Raw genomic sequence first — 19,287 nt, 5'->3', positions numbered from 1 at the left:
TCTCGGGGCGCGAGGCAGGAAGCCATGCGGAGCGAACTCGACGGGAATCGGGCTCGACGCTCATATTTCCCGATGGATTCCGGCGAGCGGCCGGACGGCTTGTCCAGCCGCGCCGCCGGTCTGCATGTTGCGGCCAGGTCATGGCGCCCGCAGGGGCGGTCCTGTCCCACACCCCACAACGGCGACGAAAGCCCAGCCATCAGAATGGCGCGCTGACCGCTGCCCACCAGCTGGGCGATGTCATCGCCGAGCGGACCGGTCAGCTACCCGCGGCGTCCAGATCGCGCCCGCGTTGGCCGAAACCGCTGTCGGCGTCGAACGTGCCGCGGGCCGCATGGTCGACGGCACCATCCACACCCTGCTGGGTGGATGAGTGAGCAACGCCGCATCCGTGTGTCGGAGACCTGATCTACGAGATTGACAATGCCGTGCATCATTCTGACAACATCGCCAACCACGGACGGAAACCGCCATGACCCGCACCCGCAAAGCCATCACCGTCGCATTCGCAGCCCTGCTCCTCACGCCGGCCCTCAGCGCCTGCAACCTCGTCTCAGGCGGCACCTGCGACACGATCACCATGACCATCGCCGGCAAGCCAGGCGGTAAGAGCGGTAGCAGCAGCAAGAGCAAGTCGAAGAGCGGATCGAAGTCGAAAAGCGGACACGACTGTGACTGAGGTGAACACCGCGCCCCGAACCTACCGGGGTAGGTCCACACCGCCGTCCCGCCAGCGTGCTGGCGCAAGCATCGAATGCGTCGGCACGCCAGCAATCCAGCCGAGTGAGCTACCCCGCTCCAAAAAAGCGGGGGGAACTCACAACCGTGTCCCCAGGATCCTTCGAGTGGCCCCGTTGCGGGGGACCCGAGGTTCGACGGGTTGATCGACGACTTCCGGTTGTACGGATACGAGCTCGGCGCCGAGCAGGTGACGCAGCTGCACACGGGTCGCCGGTGATCGCGCCGCCCTTGTAGGAATGACATGACGACGTGGCCCCCGGGGAATCCTCCCGGGGCCTATGTCTCGGGGCCTATGTCTCGGCGGCTCAGCAGTGGATGTGGATGCGGACGATGTACACGTCCTCGGGCAGCGCCTCCAGGTAGGCGTCCGCAGCGAGGTGATACCGGTCGTGCGCGCGTTCGTCGAACATGCCGGTGCTGAAGTCGCCGTAGTCGAGCCAGACCCCGTCGAGCCGGAGCAACTCCGCGACGGGAGCCGCGCGGGCGACCTCACGGGCCAGGTAGTCGTCGCGGTCGTAGCCGAACCGGGTCATCGGGTCGTTGAACCGATCCCAGACCATCCGCTGCGGGTCCAGGCCGTACCGCTGCATGTAGGCACGCATCACCGGCTGACCGGCGAACACCGCCCGGTTCTGGAACGCGAACTCGCTCACCGGACGGCCGACCGGGTGACGGCGGGCGACCTCATACCAATCATCCCACTCGGCCCCGGCCCAGTACCGCGCGGCCGCCCGGTCCCGGGTGAAGTCGATCAGGCCCCGCGGTGCCGCGTCGCAGCGGCCCGACGACCACCACCACGGCGGCTCCGACACCCGCAGGATGCGCGGGTCGCCCTCGCTGCCGGTCCGCACGGGCAGCGGGCCGAAGCGACCCGTCACCCCGACCCGCCAACTGACCCAGCGCCCGTCCGCATCCTCCGCCATGGTGAACGGGGCCAGGGCCACGGCGACCGCCTCGGCCACCGGCTGCCCGTCCGCCACCCGGACGCATACCGTCACACTCGACCCCGCCATATTGTCCTTCCTCGCGCCGGCACTTCCGCACCCGATGGGCCGCGCACAACGTCCGCCTGCACCACACCGGCGTCAAACACTTCCAGCACCCCGTCGTCGGCCGCCTCGACCTCGCGTTCGAGGCCATGCCGCTGCCCGCCGACCCCGGCCTGACCCTCACCGCCACAGCGCCGAAGCCGGCACCGCCGCCGCCCACGACACCCTGCGCCTGCTGGCCAGTTGGGCCGCCACCACACCGTCGGACGCTTCGGCCGGCCAGTAGACGCACCCACACGCCCAACCCCGCCCCTGTCGCCAACGACAAGGGCCGGCGCCACGGTCGGCGTTCGCCGGGTTCCGGCGCGATGGGACCTCCAGGTGCGAGGCTCGGGCGTCACTTGACGGCTCCTTGCATCAGCGCCTTGACGAAGTTGCGCTGGAAGATCAGGAAGATCACCAGCGAGGGCAGGATGATCAGCAGGGATCCGGCGCAGAGCAGCACGATGTCGGTGCCGTATTGGCCCTGGAAGGCGCCCAGCCCGCCCGCCACGGTCCGCTTGGTCGGGTCGTCGACGAGGACAAGGGGCAGCAGGTACTGGTTCCAGCTGGCGAGGAAGAAGAGCACGGATAGTGCGGACCACGCCGAGGTGGCGAGCGGCAGATGGATACGGCGGAACGTCTGCCAGGTGTTGGCGCCGTCGACTTTCGCGGCTTCGGTGAGCGCGGGCTCGGCGCCGAGAAAGTGTGCGCGCATCCAGAAGACGCCGAACGGCATGAGCAGTCCGATGAGCGGCAGGACGATCGCCAGCCGCGTCCCGAGCAGTCCCATGCTGCGCAGGTCGTAGTACAACGGGGTGATCAGCGCCTCGAAGGGCAGGGTGAGTCCGACGAGGAGAAGGCCGTAGATCGCCCTACCGAAGGGCACGTTCAGCTGAGCGAGGGCGTGGCCCGCGGCGGTGGCAATCGCGACCGTGGCCGGCACGACGCCAAGCACGATGAGGCTGCTCGAGCGGAACAGCGCGACGAGGTTCGCCGCGCTCCACGCGTCGACGAAGTTGTGCCAGTGCGGGTCACTCGGCCAACTGAGGCCTTGCGGCGTGCTGCCCGGCGCCGCCAGTGCCGTGGTGAACATACTCAGCAGCGGCACCACGGCGAACAGCATCAGCGCAAGCAGGATCCCCGTGCGCGTTGCTCGATGGGCGAGGCCCGATGTGGTCATTTCTCCCTCCCGAGACGCTGGATCGGCCAGATGACCACCAGCACGACGACGGCCAGGAACACCGCGAGCGCCGAGGCCTCGCCGACGTGCTGCTGCAGGAACGTCAATCGGTAGATCTGCACGCCGGGCACCATCGTCTGGTAGCCAGGACCGCCCTGCGTCGCGATCTGGACGACGTCGAAGCTCGCCAGCGCGGCGATGATCGTGAACGTCGTGCACACGACGAGTTCACGCCGCAACCCGGGCAGCGTCACGGCGAAGAACTCACTGACCCGCCCGGCCCCGTCCAGCCGGGCCGCCTCGTACAGCGCCGGGTCGATCTTGCCGATGCCCGCGAGCAGCAGCACCGTGCAGAAGCCGAGCATGACCCAGACCCCGATCACACCGACTGCGGGCAGCGCGAAAGTGAAGTCACCGAGCCAGGCCCGTGTGTACTGATCGAGGCCGACCGCGCGCAGGACCTGATTGACCAGGCCGTCCGAGGAGTACATCCACGTCCATGCGATACCGGCCGCGACCAGCGGAAGCACCTGCGGGACGAACAGCACGACCCGGGCGGTGGTGCTGAACGCGCCGGGCTTCAGTTCGCGGATGAACGACGCGGCGACGAGACCGAGCCCGACCGGAAAGACCGTGTAGAACACGACGAGGACGAACGCGTGCGCCACGGATTGCAGCAGCTCCGGCTGGGTGAAGATCGCTTTCCAGTTGTCCAGTCCGGCTGGCGTCGCCGGCCCGATGCCGTCCCAGTCGTAGAACGAGTACTGCACGGACTGCAGCATCGGGAACAGCACGAAGACGCCATACATACCGAGCGCCGGCGTAACCCAGAGCAGCGCGCTCCAACTCCGCCGCCGACGTGCGGATGGGCGCCGTACGGCGGGCTGCTGTGCCGCAGGAACGCTCGACGGGTCGGTCATTGCCGAAGCCTGCCGCATCGCCTCCGGGGTCGAGACGGGCGGCACCGCATCTCCCCTGGGTCGGCTTGCCGCGATCATCGCCCGAGATCGCGCTGGTAGTCGGACTGCACCTTGGTCGCGAACGCCTCGGGCGTCGTCTTGCCGGCTAGCAGCAGCTGCGTTTGCGGGATGAGGCTGTTGACGTGGATCGAAGCCGTCGCATCAGCCATGAAGCCGACCAGCCCGTTGCTCTTCAGCAACTCCTGGAACGCGCTGATGGTGGCGGCGACCGCCGACCCCTCGGGCGCGGTCGGAGCTTGCGCGTCCGACGGGCCTGCCGGCACCAGCCCGCCGAGGGTGACGGTCTCCTGCCGCGCCTGCTGGTCCGTCTGCACGAAGTCCAGGAACGCGGCCGCGACGTCTGCGTTGGGTGACTTCGCCGGGATCCCTAGGTTGGCGGCGGCGGTCATCGCGTACGACGGCCCACCGGCAACGCCGGGCGGGAACAGGAAAAACCCGAACTGACCGGGTCCGGTCTTGTCCAGTCCCGGAGCCTGCCAGTTGCCGCTCGGGAAGAACACGCCGTTGCCCTTGATGAACTCGGCCGGTGCCCGGGTCTGGTCGATGTCGTTCACGTCGGCCGGCAGGTATCCCGCCTGTCCCCAGCGTTGCAATGTCGTGGCGGCCTTGACCGTCGCCGCGGTGTCGATATTCGCGCCGGGCTTGGTGTAGTTCCAGTCCTGGACGGCTTGCGCGTCACCGGCGGACGACATTGCCAGGTTCTGCAGCGGATAGACGCTGCCGCCGTCCTTGCCGTTGATCATGATCGGCTGCAACCCGGCGTCCTTCGCCTTGGCGAGCAACTGCTCGAACTCGGCGACAGTCGCCGGTGGCCGTGTCATGCCAATCCGCTGCGCATACGCCTTGTTGTAATACATCCCGGTCAGGCCGAAACCAGCGCCCGCAGCGTACAACGAGCCCGTCCCTCGCTGCGTGCCGTCCGGGCCGACACGGGTGGAAGCGAACTGCGACTGCGGCCACTCGTTCCACCCGTACGCCTGCGCATACGGGTCGAGGCTGATCAGCAGGTGGTCCTTGGTCAGGTTGCCGAGCTGCGGCACGCGGACGAGGTCGGGCACGTTGTTCCCGGCGAGCGTGCGCGCGATGGTCGTGGTCAAGGTGGCGTAGTCCTGGTTCTCCACCTTGACGGTCACGTTGCTGTACTTGGCGTGAAACAGCTTGCCGAGTGCGGTGTAGAACGGGACGTCGACGCCGCTGGTGACGAGCAGCTTCAGGGTGACCGGTTCGCCGCCGATTGCGGTGGAGACCGGCTTGGCCGGCGCCGGGCCGGATTCGGAGGTGCCGCCGGGTGCGCAGGCGGCCAGCATCAGGGCAGCCGCCGCGGCGACGCCGGCCGCCCGGAAGGTTCCGTACCAATGTGTCAGCAATCGCACGAGAAGTCCTTAAGGCTCGATGGTGTGGGTTGACCGGAACGCGCGGCGTACGGCGTCGCCGGCCTTGCCGACGGCGTGATGCGCGTCGGTCATCACGGCGAACATCTCGAAGAAGCCATGGATCTGCCCCGCGTAGTCGGTCAGTTCGACCGGCACGCCGGCCGCCTCCAGACGCCGGGCATAGTCCTCGGCCTCGCGGCGGAGAAAATCGTGTTCGGCCGTAATGATCGTCGCCGGCGCGACACCGCGCAGAGATTCGGCGTGCAGCGGGGATACATACGACGCCTTGCGCTGTGCTGGGTCCGGAACGTACGTCGCCCAGATGTACTGGAGCCGGCGGTAGCTGTCGGCGCCGAAACCCGACCGACCCGCGAAGGTCTCGTACCGCCGCCGGAACGCGACCTTGTAGTCGGTGTTCTCGACGCTGTCGAGTGCCGGGTAGACGAGAAGCTGGGCGGCTAACCGAACGCCTTCATCACGCGCTTTGAGCGCGGCCGCCGCGGCGAGATTGCCGCCCGAACTGTCCCCACCGACAGCCACGCTGCCGAAGTGGTGGCGTGCCCAGGTGACGGCCGTCCAAGTGTCGTCAAAGCCGGCCGGAAACGGGTGCTCGGGCGCGAGCCGGTAGTCGATGGACAGGACCCCGCACGCGGCTCGGTTCGCGAGTGCCCGGGCGACACCCTCGGCGGTGTCGAGGTCTCCGTGAATCCAGCCGCCGCCGTGCGCCCAGACCAGCACCTCCTGTTCCGCGCCCGTGGGCAGATAGAGCCGAGCCGGTACGCCGTCCGCGTCAACCGGCTCGACAGAGGCCACCGGTGCCAGCTCGCCGGTCACGGCCAGGACCTTCGCGCGTGCGTCCGCTCGCACGGCCGCGATGTCGGCGGCCCACGGGTCGGGTGATGATCCGGAGCTGTCCAGGAAGGCCTGAACCTGCTCGTTCGGCCGCAGCGGAGTGTCTTCCTCGCGGACGGCCCGGGCTCCCCGCCGGAAAGCTGCACTCATGCGATCGCGCCTCTCGCCACAGTTAAGACTGAGTACTCAGTCTGTTTCGTAAAAGCTACCGAGTTCTCAGTCGGTTTGTCTATGCTCGGCGATGACCGTCCCGACCATCGCGAGGAGATCAACCGTGTCCCCTGCCCAGAAGCCCAAGACCTCAGCGAAGGGCCTAGAGACACGGGACCGCATCGTCGACGTCGCCGTACGATTCATCGCCCGCAACGGAGCGCGCGGCACCAGCCTCGCCGACATCGCAGCCGAGGCCGGCGTGTCACAGACCGGGCTGCTCTATCACTTCCGCAGCAAGGAGTCCCTGCTCAACGCCGTCATGGATCGCCACCTGGCCTTCTCCGAGGAGTGGCTGTGGGGCGGCGGACACGACCCCGGCATCAAGATCGTCGACATCATCGCCAGGCACATGGCCAACTGGCCCAGCCAGCACGACGGCAAGGTGGCCAGCCTGCTCGGCATGAACATCGTCGTCCTCGGCGAAAACGTCAGCCCCGACACCGACCTCCACCCACGGCTGGTCGATGGCTACCGAACAACGATCGACCGCGTGACAGCGACCCTGCGGTCCGCGCAAGAGCGCGGCGAGATGCGAGAGGACGTCGACCCGCAGCTCAAGGCAATGGAGATCATCGCTTTCTGCTACGGCCTCGAGGCCGCGTGGTTGGTGGACCCGACGATTCCGGTCGCCGCGGCAGCCGCCCAATGGGCGGCACAGCAGACCAGGCAGTTGGCGACCGGGTCGGCGGCGTCCTGACGACACGCCCCGGGGGTCCGGCACTCGTCGAATCTGCGCACCCTCGTGCTGGAGCCGCACACGGTCGGCGGGCAGGCCGGTACCACGTCGATGATCCGCAACTACCTCGGCTTCCCGTTCGGGACCAGCGGCAAGGCGCTCATTGACCTCGCCCGCGGCCATGCCCTGCTGGTCGGAGCCGAATGGGTCTTCGACCGCGCCGCCGGGCTGCGCACGCGTGGCCGGCAACTGCTGATCACGCTGGCCGCGGCGGCGAGGTGACCAGCGAAGCCGTCGTGCTCAGCGTCGGTGTCCGGTACCGCCGGCTGCGCGCCCCCGGCGTCGAGGACCTGCTCGGCAGATCGCCACCCGGCCGGACATCACCGTGCGCACCGGCACCAATACCTGGACACACTCCCCGGCCACCGGCCGTTGGCCGCCACACCGAGGTGACCCGGATCTGGCCATCGTGGCCAGGCAGCGCGACTCGACGGGTCATCCGGATGCGGCGGGCGTGGCAGTTCAGCTCGCCAGTTCCTGCCGGGTACCAGCTCCTGCCGCGTTGCTGAGCGCTACGCGTTGAGATCGGGTAGCGGCCGCCGGCAGATCTCGTGGGCCTGGTCGCCGGGGAGGCCCAGCATGCGCAGCAGGTCCTCGGTGACCTGGTCGGTGGCTTCGGCGTCGTCACGCTCGGGCTGGTTGTGGAGCAGTTGGCCGAGGCACAGCGCGGCGCCGGCCACGATGACCATGGCCAGCTCCGGGTCGCCCACGCTGAAGCGTCCGGTGTGGACGCCGTCTTCGATGTCGCGGCGGGCTCGGGGTGCGAGTCCCTTATCGGAGGTGGCCAAGGCCAGGCCGTTGGTGAGCAGCACCCTGCTCAGCTCGGGGCTGCGGCGGTGGAGGCGTCCGGTCAGTCGGAAGCTCTGGGCGAACACATGGGCTGGGTCGTCCAGATTCTGCGTCAGCTCGTCGAGCAGGGCGCCGTGGCGTTCGAGGGCGTCCTCCACGGCGGCGTCGAAGAGCTGTTCTCTGCTGTCGAAGTGGTTGTAGAACGAGCCCATGCCCACGTCCGCGGCTTGCGTGAGCTCGAGGATCGGGGCGTTGAACTTCCCGGCGGCGATGAAGGTCTGGGCCGCATGCACCAGCGCGGCCCGCGTGCGGGCCTTGCGCCGTTCCAGACGGTTCGGCGCGTCGCTGGTCTGCTGAGCCATGCGTGCTCCTCTGCCGGTCGGTGTCCGCCCGCAACTTTACCCGCGACCCTCAGGAATGACGAAATCGTCAGGAAGGCTAGACTGACGGTACGTTCGGAAGTGACGATTTCGTCAGTTCTATGAAGGGAGGCGGTCACGGTGATCGACCAGCACGACCCGCACACCGGTCTGCACAGCGACCAGGGCGCCCTGCGCGGCGAGCACCCCGGCCGAGCGCGCAACCCGATCATCAAGGTGCATGACCTGGCCTGGCTGGAGTTCGAGAAGCCCGACCTTGACCGGGCCGAGCTGTTCGCCCGGGCCTTCGGCTTCACCACGTCGCTCCGCACCCCCGATGAGCTGCAGTTGCGGGGGACCAACGCGGGTGTCCCCTGCGTGCTCATCCGCCGGGGCACCCGGTCGCGGTTCGTCGGCGCCGCATTCAAGGCTGCCGACCCGACGGACGTGCTGCGGCTCGCCGACGCGACGGGGAGGACGGTCGCCGCGCTGCCGGAGAGCTTGGGCGGGGTGACGGTGGACCTGGTGGACCCGGGCGGGGCCCGGGTGCGCGTCGTCTCGGCCACCCTCGAACTCCCCGCGCTGCCCGCCCAGCAGCCGCTGGCGTTCAACGTCGGACACGACGCGGCGCGGGTGAACGCCACCCAACGGCCGCCACGGGAGCCGGCTGCGGTGCAGCGGCTCGGTCACGTCGTGCTGCAGACCACGAAGTACCTCGCGACGCTCGATTGGTACCTCGAGCACCTGGGCGTGATCGTCAGCGATTTCCTGTACTACCAGGGCCAGCGCGAGCGCGGCCCGGTCATGAGCTTCATCCGCTGCGACCGCGGCAGTACGCCCACCGATCACCACACGCTCGCGATGGTCCTCGGCCCGGCCAACCGTTACGTGCACTCGGCCTACCAGGTCGCCGATCTCGATGCGCTGGCCGCCGGCGGGGAGTACCTGCGTGAGCGGGGCTACCAGCGGTCCTGGGGGGTCGGTCGGCACATCCAGGGCAGCCAGATCTTCGACTACTGGCGCGACCCGGACGGCTTCCTCGTCGAGCACTTCAGCGACGGCGACCTGTTCGACTGCACCATCCAGCCGGGCTGGGCGCCGATGAGCGCCTCCGGGCTTGCCCAGTGGGGTCCTCCCGCCACCAGGGATTTCCTCGGCATCAAACCCGGCCGGGAAGCGTTTCGCGAGCTTCGCGCCGTCGTCGGCGCGCTGCGCCGGGACAACGAGTTCGACCTCGACCGCCTCCGCGGCCTGCTGAAAGTAGCCACATCATGAGCATCTCCGTCCTCCGTTCCGCCGACGCCTGGTGGGTGCTCACCCCCACCGGCGCCGCCAAGGTGAACACCGGCGCCAAGACCACCGCCGGACTGCTGGCAGACCGGCAGGCAATCCTTGCGGCCGCGACGAGCAGGGACACCGTCCCGGTCGACGGCCTTGCCCCGATCTCCCCGGTGACTGCGCCCTGCCGCGTCGTCGCCCAGATGACGAACTTCGCCTCGCACGTCAAGGACACGGGCGGCAATCCCGAGACGGTCCCGTTGACGTTCTTCCGCAAAACGTCGGGCTCGATCAGCGGCCCGTACGACGACGTGGTCCGCCCCGGCCACGTGCGGCTGCTGGACTACGAGGCGGAGATCGGGCTGGTCTTCGGCCGCGAGATGCCCGTCGGCACGGCCGTCACCGCGGACAATGTCGCGGACTACGTCGCGGGCCTGGTGGTCACCAATGACATCTCGGCTCGTGACATCCAGCTTCCGCAGACGCAGTTCTACGAGGCGAAGTCGTACCCGACGTTCACCCCGGTCGGCCCCGTGCTGGTGCTGCTCGACGCCGACGAGCTCAAGCGGTTCACCGACCTGCGGCTGCAGCTGTGGGTCAACGGCGAACTCCGTCAGAACATGACGGCCGCCGACATGATCTACCAGCCCGTCGAGGCGCTGCAGGCCCTGACCCGCTTTCAGCGACTGGACCCCGGTGACCTGCTGCTGACCGGCACCCCCGTCGGCACCGCCCTGAGTGCGCCGCCAAAGCCGGTCATGTTCGTCGTTTCGCTGCTGCCGCCCGCGGTGAAGTGGAAGCTCTTCTTCCGCGGCCAGGCCCGCAACCCGAAGTACCTCAAGGACGGCGATGTCGTCGAGACCACCATCGGCACCGACGACAGCGCGATCGACCTCGGCCGGCAGCGCACGGTCGTGAGGTACACCTGATGACCGAGGACCTGCTGTGGCCGGACTACGCCACGCCCGACAACCTGGCCGCGATCGAGGCCGTGCCACTGGAGGCGCGCGGGCTGCCCGAATCGACGTACGCATTGCTCGCGCGAGCGGCGAGGCGCTGGCCGGACCGCACGGCGGTCACCGTCCTTCCCGACGCCACCCGCTGGCGGGAACCGCAGCGCCGTACCTTCGCCGAACTCCTGGCCGACGTCCACCGCGTTGCCAACCTGTTCCACGACCTCGGTGTACGGCGGGATGACGCGATCGCCCTGATGTCACCCAACTGCGCCGAGCTGATCACCGCGACGCTGGCCGCCCAGCTCGCCGGGATCGCGGCGCCGCTGGGCAGCGGCCTGTCCCGGCCGCACCTCGCCGAACTCCTCCGGCGCTCCGGCGCTCGCGTGCTGGTCGCGGCCGGGCCTGATCTCGCGCCGGACACCTGGGACACCGCGCAGGCGCTCGCCCGCGACGGCCTGCTCGACACGATCCTCGTGCTCCGGCCCACCGGGGTGGCGGACGTGCCCGAGCCGCTGCCCGCCGTCGACGGCGTGCGCATCGGCTACCTCGGCGAGCTTGCCGCGGCCAAGGATCCGTCGGGCTTCGACGGCGAGTTGCCCCGCTCGTCCGATCTGGCCGCGATGTTCCACACCGGCGGCACCACCGGTGCGCCGAAACTGGCCGCACACACGCACGCCAACGAGGTCACCGACGCGTGGATGCTGGCCGCCGGCAACCTGTTCGAACCGGAGACCGTGGTCTTCGCGGCCCTTCCGCTGTTCCACGTGAACGCACTCGTGGTCACCCTGCTCGCGCCCCTGTTCAAGGGCCAGGCCGTGGTGTGGGCCGGTCCGCTCGGCTACCGCGACCCCGCCGTGTACAGCTCGTTCTGGACGATCGTCGAGCACTACCGGATCGCCGCCATGAGCGCGGTGCCCACCGTGTATGCCGCACTGGCGCAGCACCCGGTCGATGCTGACATCAGCAGCCTGCAGTGTCCGATGGTGGGGGCCGCGCCGCTGCCCACCGCGGTCCGGGACAGCTTCCAGGCCCACACCGGGACAGTCCTGGTCGAGGGGTACGGGCTGACCGAGGCGACCTGCGCGAGCGTACGCAGCTACCCGGAGGCACCGCGGCCACGCTCGGTCGGGCAGCGCCTGCCCTATCAGCAGGTGCGGGCGATGCGTGTCGGCGCGGACGGAACCTGGGAGGAGCTACCACCGGCAACGACGGGCGTGCTGGCGATCAGCGGCCCGACGGTCTTCCCCGGCTACGTCATCGGCCGCGACAAGAACGGCCACGTCCTGGATGGCCTCGGCAAGCTGGTCGACGGTTGGCTGGACACCGGCGACCTTGCACGCATCGACGAGGACGGCTTCGTCTACCTCGCCGGCCGAGCCAAGGACCTCATCATCCGCGGCGGGCACAACATCGACCCCGCCACGATTGAGGACGCGTTGCTGGCCCACCCACAGGTCACCGCGGCCGGCGCGGCCGGACGCCCCGACGTCCACGCCGGCGAGGTACCCGTCGCCTACGTCACCCTCGCGCCCGGCGCCACAGTGACCGAGGGCGAACTAGGCGCCTGGGCACGCGAGCGGGTGCCCGACCACACCGCCGCTCCCAGGACCGTGACCATCCTCGACGAGCTGCCTATCACCGCCGTAGGCAAGCTGTACAAGCTCGCGCTGCGGGCGGAAGCCACCCGTACGGAACTCCGCGCCGCACTCGACAGCGTCGCCGGAGTGCACGACATCGAAGCCACGATCGAGGACAGCTCCGTCGTGGCCACCGTGAAGATTCATCCCTCCGCCCACGAGGCAGCCGTCAAGGCGATCCTGGGCCGCTATGCCATCGAATGGCGATTGGTAGTGCTGTCATGATGCTCGCCTCTGCCATCCTCGCGGTGCTACTCGCACTGATCTTCTCCGCCCTGGGCACGGCCAAGATCCTGGCCCTCCAACCGATGCGTGCGCTGGCCGCGGAGGCCGGTTTCTCCACCGCCGCCTATCGCCGCATCGGCGTGCTCGAGGTCGCCGCGGCGGTCGGACTGTTCACCGGCCTGATCGAGCCGTTGATCGGTGTCCTCGCCGGTGTCGGGCTGCTGCTCCTGCTCAGCGGAGCCGTCGTCGCACACCTGCGCAAGGGCCAAGGCCCGCAGAAGTTCGCCGCCGCCGTCGTCGTCGGGCTCCTCGTCGCCGCCTATCTGGTCATCCGACTGTGAGCAACACGGTGCGTGTGGTTCCCGTGATGATCGTCGGCGCGGGCCCCACCGGGCTCACCGCCGCGGCGATGCTGGGCCAGTACGGCGTCGAGTGCCTTCTGCTCGAGCGGTGGGATTCGATCTATCCCCAGCCCCGGGCCGTCGCCCTCGACGACGAGGTCCACCGCATCCTGGCGCGCCTCGGGCTTCACGACGAGTTCGCTGCGATCTCCAGGCCGCATCGGGGTCTGCGACTCGTCGACCGGACCATGCGGGTGCTGACCGAGTTCCGGCGCGACGCCGCGCCGGGCAGGCACGGCTACCCCCAGGGGAGCATGTTCGATCAACCGGAGCTGGAGGCGATCCTCCGCCGAAATCTCAAAAAGTTCAGCAACGTCACCCTACGTGGCAACACCGAGGTCACCGCGCTGCACCAGGATGCTGACGGCGTGTGGCTCGACGTCACTGACACGGTCACCGGCGAGCACGACCGGGTCCGCGCGGCGTACGTCCTGGGTTGCGACGGCGCCAACAGCCTGACCAGGGCCTCGATGGGCACCACCATGCGGGACTTGAAGTTCACGCAACGCTGGCTCGTCGTCGATGTGGTCAGCTCAGCCGACCTCGGCCAGTGGGAAGGCGTGCACCAGCTCTGCGACCCGGTCCGCGCCGGTACGTACATGCGGGTCGGGAAGACCCGCTACCGCTGGGAATTCCGGCTGGCATCCGGTGAAAGCGCCGACGACTACCGCGACATGACCCGGTTGTATCCGTTGATCTCACCGTGGACGGGAACCATCCCCGCCGGGGAGCTGGAGATCGTCCGTGCGGCGGAGTACACCTTCCGCGCGCAGGTCGCCGACCGGTGGCGCGACCGGCGAGTGTTCCTGCTCGGCGACGCCGCCCACCTCACCCCGCCGTTCATCGGCCAAGGCATGGGTGCCGGGCTGCGCGACGCGATGAACGTCGCCTGGAAACTCGCCGGCGTGCTCGACGGGACCCTGCCCGAGACCGTCCTCGACACCTATGAGATCGAACGCAAGCACCACGCCCGCGCCATGATCAGGCTGGCGAAGTTCCTCGGGGCCGCGATGACGGCCGGCGGCGAACTGGGCAACATCATCCGCCACGCGGTGGCGCCGCGACTGCACCTCGTACCCGGCCTCACGGACCTGGCCATGGACAGCCAGACACCCCCGCTGCGCCGCTCCGACCTGGTGGTGCGGCCCCGCCTGCGCCGCACCCTCGCGGGCCGGCTGTGCCCGAACGCGATCCTCGACGGTGACCGTCGTTTCGACGACGTGGCCGCGGGCAGGTTCGCGATCGTCACGTCCACCGAGCTTTCCACCACCCAACGAGCCGAAATCGAGCGACGCGGCGCAGTTCCCATCACTGCCCCGCCGGGCAGCGAATTGCACCGATGGCTGACGAAAGGCCGCGCCCGCGTAGCCATCGTCCGCCCGGACGGCACCGTCCTCAGCGCAGGCCATCAGCTGCTCCCGCACACGATCGCTGCCGTCGGCTCGGTCGACCGGTGACCAGGCGCTGGGGGCTGCCGCACCTCACGGCCGTCCTGGGACCTGACATCACCAGCCTCTTCTCGGGCCTCCTGCTTGCCGAGGTCAACGGGACCCTCAGTCGCCTCGCTGCCATGCAACCCACGCCCGGGTCAGCGGAGCCAGCCGGCGCACCGGATGCGTTCGCCGACGGCGATCGTGGCTCCGAGTTGGCGATCCAGACGCCCATCGCGGGTCTCGAGGCCCAGCTCACCCGGGGTCGCTAGTGAAGTTCGCGCCCGCCGACACCGTCATCGCGGACCGAAACGCGCAGGACCTCGCCAGCGGTCTCGACGAGGCGCCCAGCCGGTACCCTCTTCCGCGCCGTCGACGGTCACGGCGTCAGCGCCGGCGTTCCATGCGACATCGCACGAGTCGGCGACGTCACGGCCCGGCGGCAGCTTCACCCAGACCTTCGCGCGAGGGTAGTTGTTGCGCATGAGCAGGTCGGGGTCGACGGCCTGCAGGAGTCTGCGGATCATCGCCTCGGACGGCCGCCGATCCGTGTCGATGCCCAGCAGTAGCGCTGTTCCGGCGGGGAGATCGGCGACCCACTCGCCGATCACGGTGTAGGAGCGGTAGCCGGCCACGACGGCGCAGACCGCTGCGGTGAGGACCACGGCCAGGCGGTGGCGGATGCCGCGGCGGGCGCGCGGGTCGGGTACGGCAGCCAGGGCTGCGGGCAGGCCGGCGGTCAACTCCGGCGGGCGGAGCCCGCAGAGTCCGGCCGGTGCGGGCGACAGTGAGGCGATCAGCGATGACGGTGATGCGGGCATGGCTCACTTCGGCGACCATCAACATGGCGTAGGAACCTTGATGATCTTCCGAACAGATCATGTCCGTCCTGCTGCCTCCAGACCAGACGCGTCTACACTCTCCGCATTCTCGATGAGATCGAGATCAAGGAATAAAATTGTCTCGCTGAATTCATCAGCCGTCCTTTGCGACGGCGCCGCTTCCGAGCTGCCACATTTCATAGTTCCCGCATTCTGCGGTTATCTCGGCCGTCGCCTGAGCCGCGGTGAAGAAGTCGTCGACCACCGGCGAGGTGCGCGATGCCGCCACCGCCAGGCACACCTGGTCGGGCGCCAGATCCGGAATGGGGACATAGCTGACTTCCGGATGTGAGTAGAACACGGTTGCCGAACGGGCCAGGAACGAGATGCCTCGGCCGGCCGCGACATGCTCGAGTGTCTCGTCCACCCCGCGTACCAGGTATCCGGCGTTAGGGTGCGGGCGCCTGGTGGGCTGCGTGCTCGTGTCCATATGCCAGACCAGCGGCTCGCCGGCCAGGTCGGCCTCGGTGATCTGCTCCTTGCCGGCCAACCGGTGGCCGGCGGGCAGCACTGCCACACGAGGTTCGGTGTACAGCGGGCTGACGCGCAGGCCGGTCTCGTCGATGGGCAGGCGCACATAGCCGACGTCGATGCGGCCGTCGAGCAGCATCGTGGCCTGGTCGTCCCATTCGATCCGCTGCACGTCCACGATCACGTTCGGGTGCTGGGTGGCGAACTGCCGTACCGCTGGGGTGACCGCGATGCCCGCCCGGAAGCCGACCGTCAGCCGCTGGCTGCCGCGTGCGGCCACGGTCACCCGGTGGCGGACCGCGTGCGCGGAGGCCAGCAGCGGGCCGGCGTCGGTCAGCAACTGCCTGCCCGCGTCGGTCAGCATCACCCCGTGGCTGTCCCTTGTCAGCAGCGGGGTGCCGAGATCCTGTTCCAGGGCGCGGATCTGCCGGCTGAGTACTGGCTGTGCGATGTGCAGCTCATCGGCGGCGCGGCCGAAGTGCAGCTTCTCGGCGACGGCGACGAAGTAGCGCAACTTGCGCAGGTCCAGATCCATAAAACCTCCCGGTCTGGCGATGCCTTCAGGGTATCGCAACCGCTGAAAGAGGTCTTGGACGCCGACTCAGGCCAGTGGCACGCTCAATGGGTACCTGATGATGAATTGAGCCGGGCCTGTCGCGTCATTCGACGGCATCGACGACACAACCGTTGACAACGGCGCTCCGATCAGCCATCGAGTACGTGATGTACACAGTCTTGTGTATATGAGAACCGAACTGTTTTGGATACTCATCAATTCAACGGAGTGATCGTGGGAAAGCTCGATGGCAAGGTAGCGGTGATCACCGGCGGATCCACCGGCATGGCACTGGCCGGCGCCAAACTGTTCGTCGAGGAAGGAGCGCACGTCTTCATCCAGGCCCGGCGGCAGGAAGCACTGGACGACGCCGTCAAGTTGATCGGCCGCAACGTCACCGCCGTCCAGGGTGACGCGGCCGAACTGGACGACCTGGACCGCTTGTACGACACCGTCAAGCGGGAAATGGGCTCGATCGACGTGCTGTGGGCCAGTGCCGGGATGGGCGAACCCGCCGTCCTCGGCGAGATCACCGAGGAACAGTTCCACCGCGCCTTCTGGCTCAACGCGCGCGGCACCCTGTTCACCGTGCAGAAGGCGCTGCCGCTGATCAACGACAACGGCTCGATCTTCATGACCGGATCCAACGCCTCCCTCGGCGCCTTCCCTGGCTGGAGCCTCTACGCGGGAAGCAAGGCCGTCCAGCAGGCCTGGGCCCGAGTCTGGCTCAACGAACTGCGCGAGCGCAAGATCCGGGTCAACGTCCTGACTCCCGGCCAGGTCGCCACCGCCAAACAGGAAGAACTGTTCGACGAGGCAACCAGGGCCGCATTCGAGTCCCTCATCCCCCGCGGAAAGATGGGCCGCCCCGAAGAAATCGCCACCGTCGCCCTGTTCCTCGCCTCCGACGACTCCAGCTACGTCAACGGCCTGGAACTGGTCACCGACGGCGGCACCACCGCCATCTGAACCACACGCCAGTCAGCGATGAGCCGCTCACCGGGATTGGCGGCAGGTTCATGCATCCCAATCTGCCGGCGGAAGACGAGCCGGAGGTGCCGGGAAGGCGCGGCAGTTGGCGTAGAAACGTCGCGGCCGACGCCCTGCGCCTGACCCGGCACGAACACGACAGAGCGACACCTCGAGAACAGGAAGAGAGCACACCTCATGAGCAGCATCACCCTCATCGGTACGGGGAACATGGCCCGTGCCATCGGCACGCTCGCGGTGGCGGGCGGCAACACCGTCGAGGTCATGGGACGCGATCAGTCCAAGGCCGATGACCTGGCCAAGGCTCTGGGCGGCGGCGCGACGACGGGCAAGTGGGGCGCCGTCCCGACCGGGGACATCGTCATCACGGCCCTGTTGTACGACGGTGTCGTCCCGGTCGTCGCCGAGTACGGAGACGCCCTCGCGGGCAAGGTCATCGTCGACATCAGCAACCCCTTCAACGCCACGTTCGACGGACTGGCCCACAGCGAGGAGACCTCGATCGCGCAGGAAGTCGCCAAGGTGGCCCCGGCCGGCGCCAGCGTGGTGAAGGCATTCAACACCATCTTCCGCAATGTCCTGGAGAAGGGCCGGCCCAACGTCTTCATCGCTGGCGACAATGCGCAGGCCAAGGCGGGCGTGGCGGCATTCATCGAAAGCCTCGGGCTGCGCCCGCTGGACGTCGGCGGCCTGAAGATGGCGCACTGGCTGGAAGGAATGGGCCTGGTCACGGTGGGCCTCGCCGGCAACGGGGTTGGCCACGGGGACTTCGCCCTCGGCGTCAACGAACTTACCGGCTGAGCCCCCGGCGCCGAGCAGTCGGCGAACAGAGCCCCCTGGATGCCGGCGGCCTGGAGACGGCGCACTGGCCGGAAGGGACGGGCCTGCTGATGATCAGCCTGGCCCGCCACGGCGTGGGGACCTTCAACTTCACCCTCGGCGTCAGCATTCCCAGCTGAACGCACCCGCACCACCACTTCTCGCGCCACATCACTGACAAGGAACAGCAGCATGCGCGTTTTCGTCACTGGCGGGACCGGCCATTCCGGTTCGTACATCGTCCCCGAGCTCATCGCTGCCGGGCACGAGGTCACCGGCCTGGCCCGGTCGGACCCGGCCGCGGCGGCGCTGTCCGCGCTCGGCGCGAAGGTGCGCCGCGGCGACCTGCAGGACCTCGACGGGCTCAAGGAGGCGGCCGCGGACTCCGACGGCGTCATCCACGTCGCGCACCGGCAGGACCTGCTTGTCTCCGGTGGGATCGACGCCGTGGCCGCCGCGGAGGTCCCGATCATGCTCGCGTACGGCGATGCACTGGCGGGAACCGGAAAGCCGCTGGTCGTAGCGGGCAGCATCGGATCGTCTGGGAGCCTGGGCCGGCCGGCCACCGAGGAGGACCCGGCCCTTCCCGTCGGCGATGAGCACAAGGGCACCCTGCACGCTCGTAACGTCGTGGAAACCGCCGTGGTCGGGCTCGCTGAGCGGGGAGTGCGGTCCTCGGTCGTGCGGATCGCCAACATCGCGCACAGCACGACTGACCGTGCCGGCTTCCTTCCCACACTGATCGCGCTCGCGAAGGAGAAGGGTTTCGTCGGCTACCCCGCAGACGGCGCGAACCTGTGGAACGCCGTGCACGTCCGCGATGCCGCCTCCGTGTTCCGCCTGGCGGTGGAGAAGGGGCCGGCCGGCAGATACTGGCACGCGGTCGGGGACGGGGGCATCCCGTTCCGCGAGATCGCCGAGGCCATCGGCAGCCGTCTGGGCCTGCCCGTCGTGAGCGTTCCCGCGGACGTCCTGATGGTGCCGGGATACTTCGGGTTCCTCGCGAACATCGTCACGCAGAGCTACCCGGCGTCCAACCTCATCACCCGCCGGACCCTCGGCTGGGAACCCACTCAGCCCAGCCTGCTCGCCGATCTGGACAACGGCCATTACTTCCCCGCCGGCTGACGGCAGGGACCCGGATCGCAACGAGTCCGGCACATCGATACCCGCGGCGGTGAACACGGCGTCGAACGCCGCCGTGAACGTCGCGTCCCGGTCACGCAGCAGGAACCGAAGCCCGTCGGCCCGCTGGTCCAGACCCATCAGGAAGTTCCGGGCCTGTTGCGTGACCCAGGCGCCGGTGGGGTGTGCGGTGACGCCGACGACGTAAACTGCTGCCAGGTGGGTCCGGTCCGGCGTGGTGCCGGGTCGACGCCGTCCTGGTGC

The 19,287-nt window shown here is 68.7% G+C and carries 19 protein-coding genes and 1 pseudogene; 12 read left to right on the top strand and 8 right to left on the bottom strand.

Features of this window, described 5'->3' with window-relative positions; genetic code table 11:
• Nucleotides 1-472 precede the first annotated feature (472 nt).
• Nucleotides 473-679, top strand: a complete 207-nt coding sequence (locus OHA72_RS27055) for a hypothetical protein (RefSeq protein ID WP_327010604.1) — start codon at nucleotides 473-475, stop codon at nucleotides 677-679.
• Between the two features lie 367 nt (nucleotides 680-1,046).
• Here OHA72_RS27055 and OHA72_RS27050 read toward each other — a convergent pair whose 3' ends face one another.
• On the bottom strand, nucleotides 1,047-1,754 hold the full coding sequence (locus OHA72_RS27050; protein ID WP_327010603.1) for a hypothetical protein: 708 nt from the start codon (nucleotides 1,752-1,754) through the stop codon (nucleotides 1,047-1,049).
• Between OHA72_RS27050 and OHA72_RS27045 the strand changes: the two are divergent.
• Nucleotides 1,730-1,876 (top strand): annotated as a pseudogene (locus OHA72_RS27045) (MmyB family transcriptional regulator); the annotation flags it as partial. The gene OHA72_RS27050 and the pseudogene OHA72_RS27045 sit on opposite strands and share 25 nt — an antisense overlap.
• Before the next feature lie 251 nt (nucleotides 1,877-2,127).
• Here the strand turns inward: OHA72_RS27045 and OHA72_RS27040 are convergent.
• The 4 genes from OHA72_RS27040 to OHA72_RS27025 all read right to left on the bottom strand — a co-directional run bounded on the left by OHA72_RS27040 (nucleotide 2,128) and on the right by OHA72_RS27025 (nucleotide 6,307).
• On the bottom strand, nucleotides 2,128-2,952 hold the full coding sequence (locus tag OHA72_RS27040) for a carbohydrate ABC transporter permease (protein WP_327010602.1): 825 nt from the start codon (nucleotides 2,950-2,952) through the stop codon (nucleotides 2,128-2,130).
• Nucleotides 2,949-3,746 carry a carbohydrate ABC transporter permease gene (locus OHA72_RS27035; protein WP_327010601.1) on the bottom strand — a complete coding sequence of 266 codons (798 nt, stop codon included), beginning with the start codon at nucleotides 3,744-3,746 and terminating at the stop codon, nucleotides 2,949-2,951. The genes OHA72_RS27040 and OHA72_RS27035 overlap by 4 nt, the downstream gene beginning before the upstream one ends.
• 200 nt (nucleotides 3,747-3,946) lie before the next feature.
• Nucleotides 3,947-5,305, bottom strand: a complete 1,359-nt coding sequence (locus tag OHA72_RS27030; protein ID WP_327010600.1) for an ABC transporter substrate-binding protein — start codon at nucleotides 5,303-5,305, stop codon at nucleotides 3,947-3,949.
• Nucleotides 5,306-5,314: 9 nt separating this feature from the next.
• Complete coding sequence (locus OHA72_RS27025; RefSeq protein WP_327010599.1) at nucleotides 5,315-6,307, bottom strand: alpha/beta hydrolase; 993 nt, start codon at nucleotides 6,305-6,307, stop codon at nucleotides 5,315-5,317.
• Between the two features lie 91 nt (nucleotides 6,308-6,398).
• On the opposite strand from OHA72_RS27025, the gene OHA72_RS27020 reads away from it, so the two are divergent.
• On the top strand, nucleotides 6,399-7,067 hold the full coding sequence (locus OHA72_RS27020; protein ID WP_327010598.1) for a TetR/AcrR family transcriptional regulator: 669 nt from the start codon (nucleotides 6,399-6,401) through the stop codon (nucleotides 7,065-7,067).
• 45 nt (nucleotides 7,068-7,112) lie between these two features.
• The gene (locus tag OHA72_RS27015) at nucleotides 7,113-7,328 is read left to right on the top strand and encodes an NAD(P)/FAD-dependent oxidoreductase (RefSeq protein WP_327010597.1); all 216 of its coding nucleotides are present in this window, start codon (nucleotides 7,113-7,115) and stop codon (nucleotides 7,326-7,328) included.
• 290 nt (nucleotides 7,329-7,618) lie between these two features.
• On the opposite strand, the gene OHA72_RS27010 is transcribed toward OHA72_RS27015, so the two are convergent.
• On the bottom strand, nucleotides 7,619-8,257 hold the full coding sequence (locus OHA72_RS27010; protein ID WP_327010596.1) for a TetR/AcrR family transcriptional regulator: 639 nt from the start codon (nucleotides 8,255-8,257) through the stop codon (nucleotides 7,619-7,621).
• 138 nt (nucleotides 8,258-8,395) lie between these two features.
• On the opposite strand from OHA72_RS27010, the gene OHA72_RS27005 reads away from it, so the two are divergent.
• The 5 genes from OHA72_RS27005 to mhpA are packed head-to-tail and all read left to right on the top strand — an operon-like array spanning nucleotide 8,396 to nucleotide 14,208.
• Complete coding sequence (locus OHA72_RS27005; RefSeq protein WP_327010595.1) at nucleotides 8,396-9,529, top strand: VOC family protein; 1,134 nt, start codon at nucleotides 8,396-8,398, stop codon at nucleotides 9,527-9,529.
• Nucleotides 9,526-10,461 (top strand): fumarylacetoacetate hydrolase family protein, encoded by a 936-nt coding sequence (locus tag OHA72_RS27000; protein ID WP_327010594.1) that lies wholly within the window; start codon nucleotides 9,526-9,528, stop codon nucleotides 10,459-10,461. The genes OHA72_RS27005 and OHA72_RS27000 overlap by 4 nt, the downstream gene beginning before the upstream one ends.
• The gene (locus OHA72_RS26995; RefSeq protein WP_327010593.1) at nucleotides 10,461-12,350 is read left to right on the top strand and encodes an acyl-CoA synthetase; all 1,890 of its coding nucleotides are present in this window, start codon (nucleotides 10,461-10,463) and stop codon (nucleotides 12,348-12,350) included. The genes OHA72_RS27000 and OHA72_RS26995 overlap by 1 nt, the downstream gene beginning before the upstream one ends.
• Entirely contained in the window at nucleotides 12,347-12,691 is a 345-nt protein-coding gene (locus tag OHA72_RS26990) for a DoxX family protein (RefSeq protein ID WP_327010592.1), read from the top strand. The genes OHA72_RS26995 and OHA72_RS26990 overlap by 4 nt, the downstream gene beginning before the upstream one ends.
• A gap of 26 nt (nucleotides 12,692-12,717) precedes the next feature.
• The gene (gene mhpA, locus OHA72_RS26985; protein ID WP_327010591.1) at nucleotides 12,718-14,208 is read left to right on the top strand and encodes a bifunctional 3-(3-hydroxy-phenyl)propionate/3-hydroxycinnamic acid hydroxylase MhpA; all 1,491 of its coding nucleotides are present in this window, start codon (nucleotides 12,718-12,720) and stop codon (nucleotides 14,206-14,208) included.
• Nucleotides 14,209-14,477: 269 nt separating this feature from the next.
• Here the strand turns inward: mhpA and OHA72_RS26980 are convergent, their stop codons facing one another.
• The gene (locus OHA72_RS26980) at nucleotides 14,478-15,002 is read right to left on the bottom strand and encodes a transposase family protein (protein ID WP_327010590.1); all 525 of its coding nucleotides are present in this window, start codon (nucleotides 15,000-15,002) and stop codon (nucleotides 14,478-14,480) included.
• Between the two features lie 154 nt (nucleotides 15,003-15,156).
• Complete coding sequence (locus tag OHA72_RS26975) at nucleotides 15,157-16,068, bottom strand: LysR family transcriptional regulator (RefSeq protein WP_327010589.1); 912 nt, start codon at nucleotides 16,066-16,068, stop codon at nucleotides 15,157-15,159.
• A gap of 255 nt (nucleotides 16,069-16,323) precedes the next feature.
• Here OHA72_RS26975 and OHA72_RS26970 point away from each other — a divergent pair, with 255 nt between their 5' ends.
• From OHA72_RS26970 to OHA72_RS26960, 3 genes are all read left to right on the top strand, one after another.
• The gene (locus OHA72_RS26970; protein WP_327010588.1) at nucleotides 16,324-17,058 is read left to right on the top strand and encodes an SDR family NAD(P)-dependent oxidoreductase; all 735 of its coding nucleotides are present in this window, start codon (nucleotides 16,324-16,326) and stop codon (nucleotides 17,056-17,058) included.
• 198 nt (nucleotides 17,059-17,256) lie between these two features.
• Entirely contained in the window at nucleotides 17,257-17,880 is a 624-nt protein-coding gene (locus tag OHA72_RS26965) for an NADPH-dependent F420 reductase (RefSeq protein ID WP_327010587.1), read from the top strand.
• A 210-nt stretch (nucleotides 17,881-18,090) separates the two neighbouring features.
• Entirely contained in the window at nucleotides 18,091-19,026 is a 936-nt protein-coding gene (locus OHA72_RS26960; protein WP_327010586.1) for an SDR family oxidoreductase, read from the top strand.
• The last annotated feature ends 261 nt before the right edge of the window (nucleotides 19,027-19,287 follow it).

It is taken from the genome of Dactylosporangium sp. NBC_01737, assembly GCF_035963215.1.
GTDB lineage: Bacteria > Actinomycetota > Actinomycetes > Mycobacteriales > Micromonosporaceae > Dactylosporangium.
Note: the sequence above shows the minus strand (reverse complement) of the source record. Positions and strands in the feature narration are given on the sequence as shown.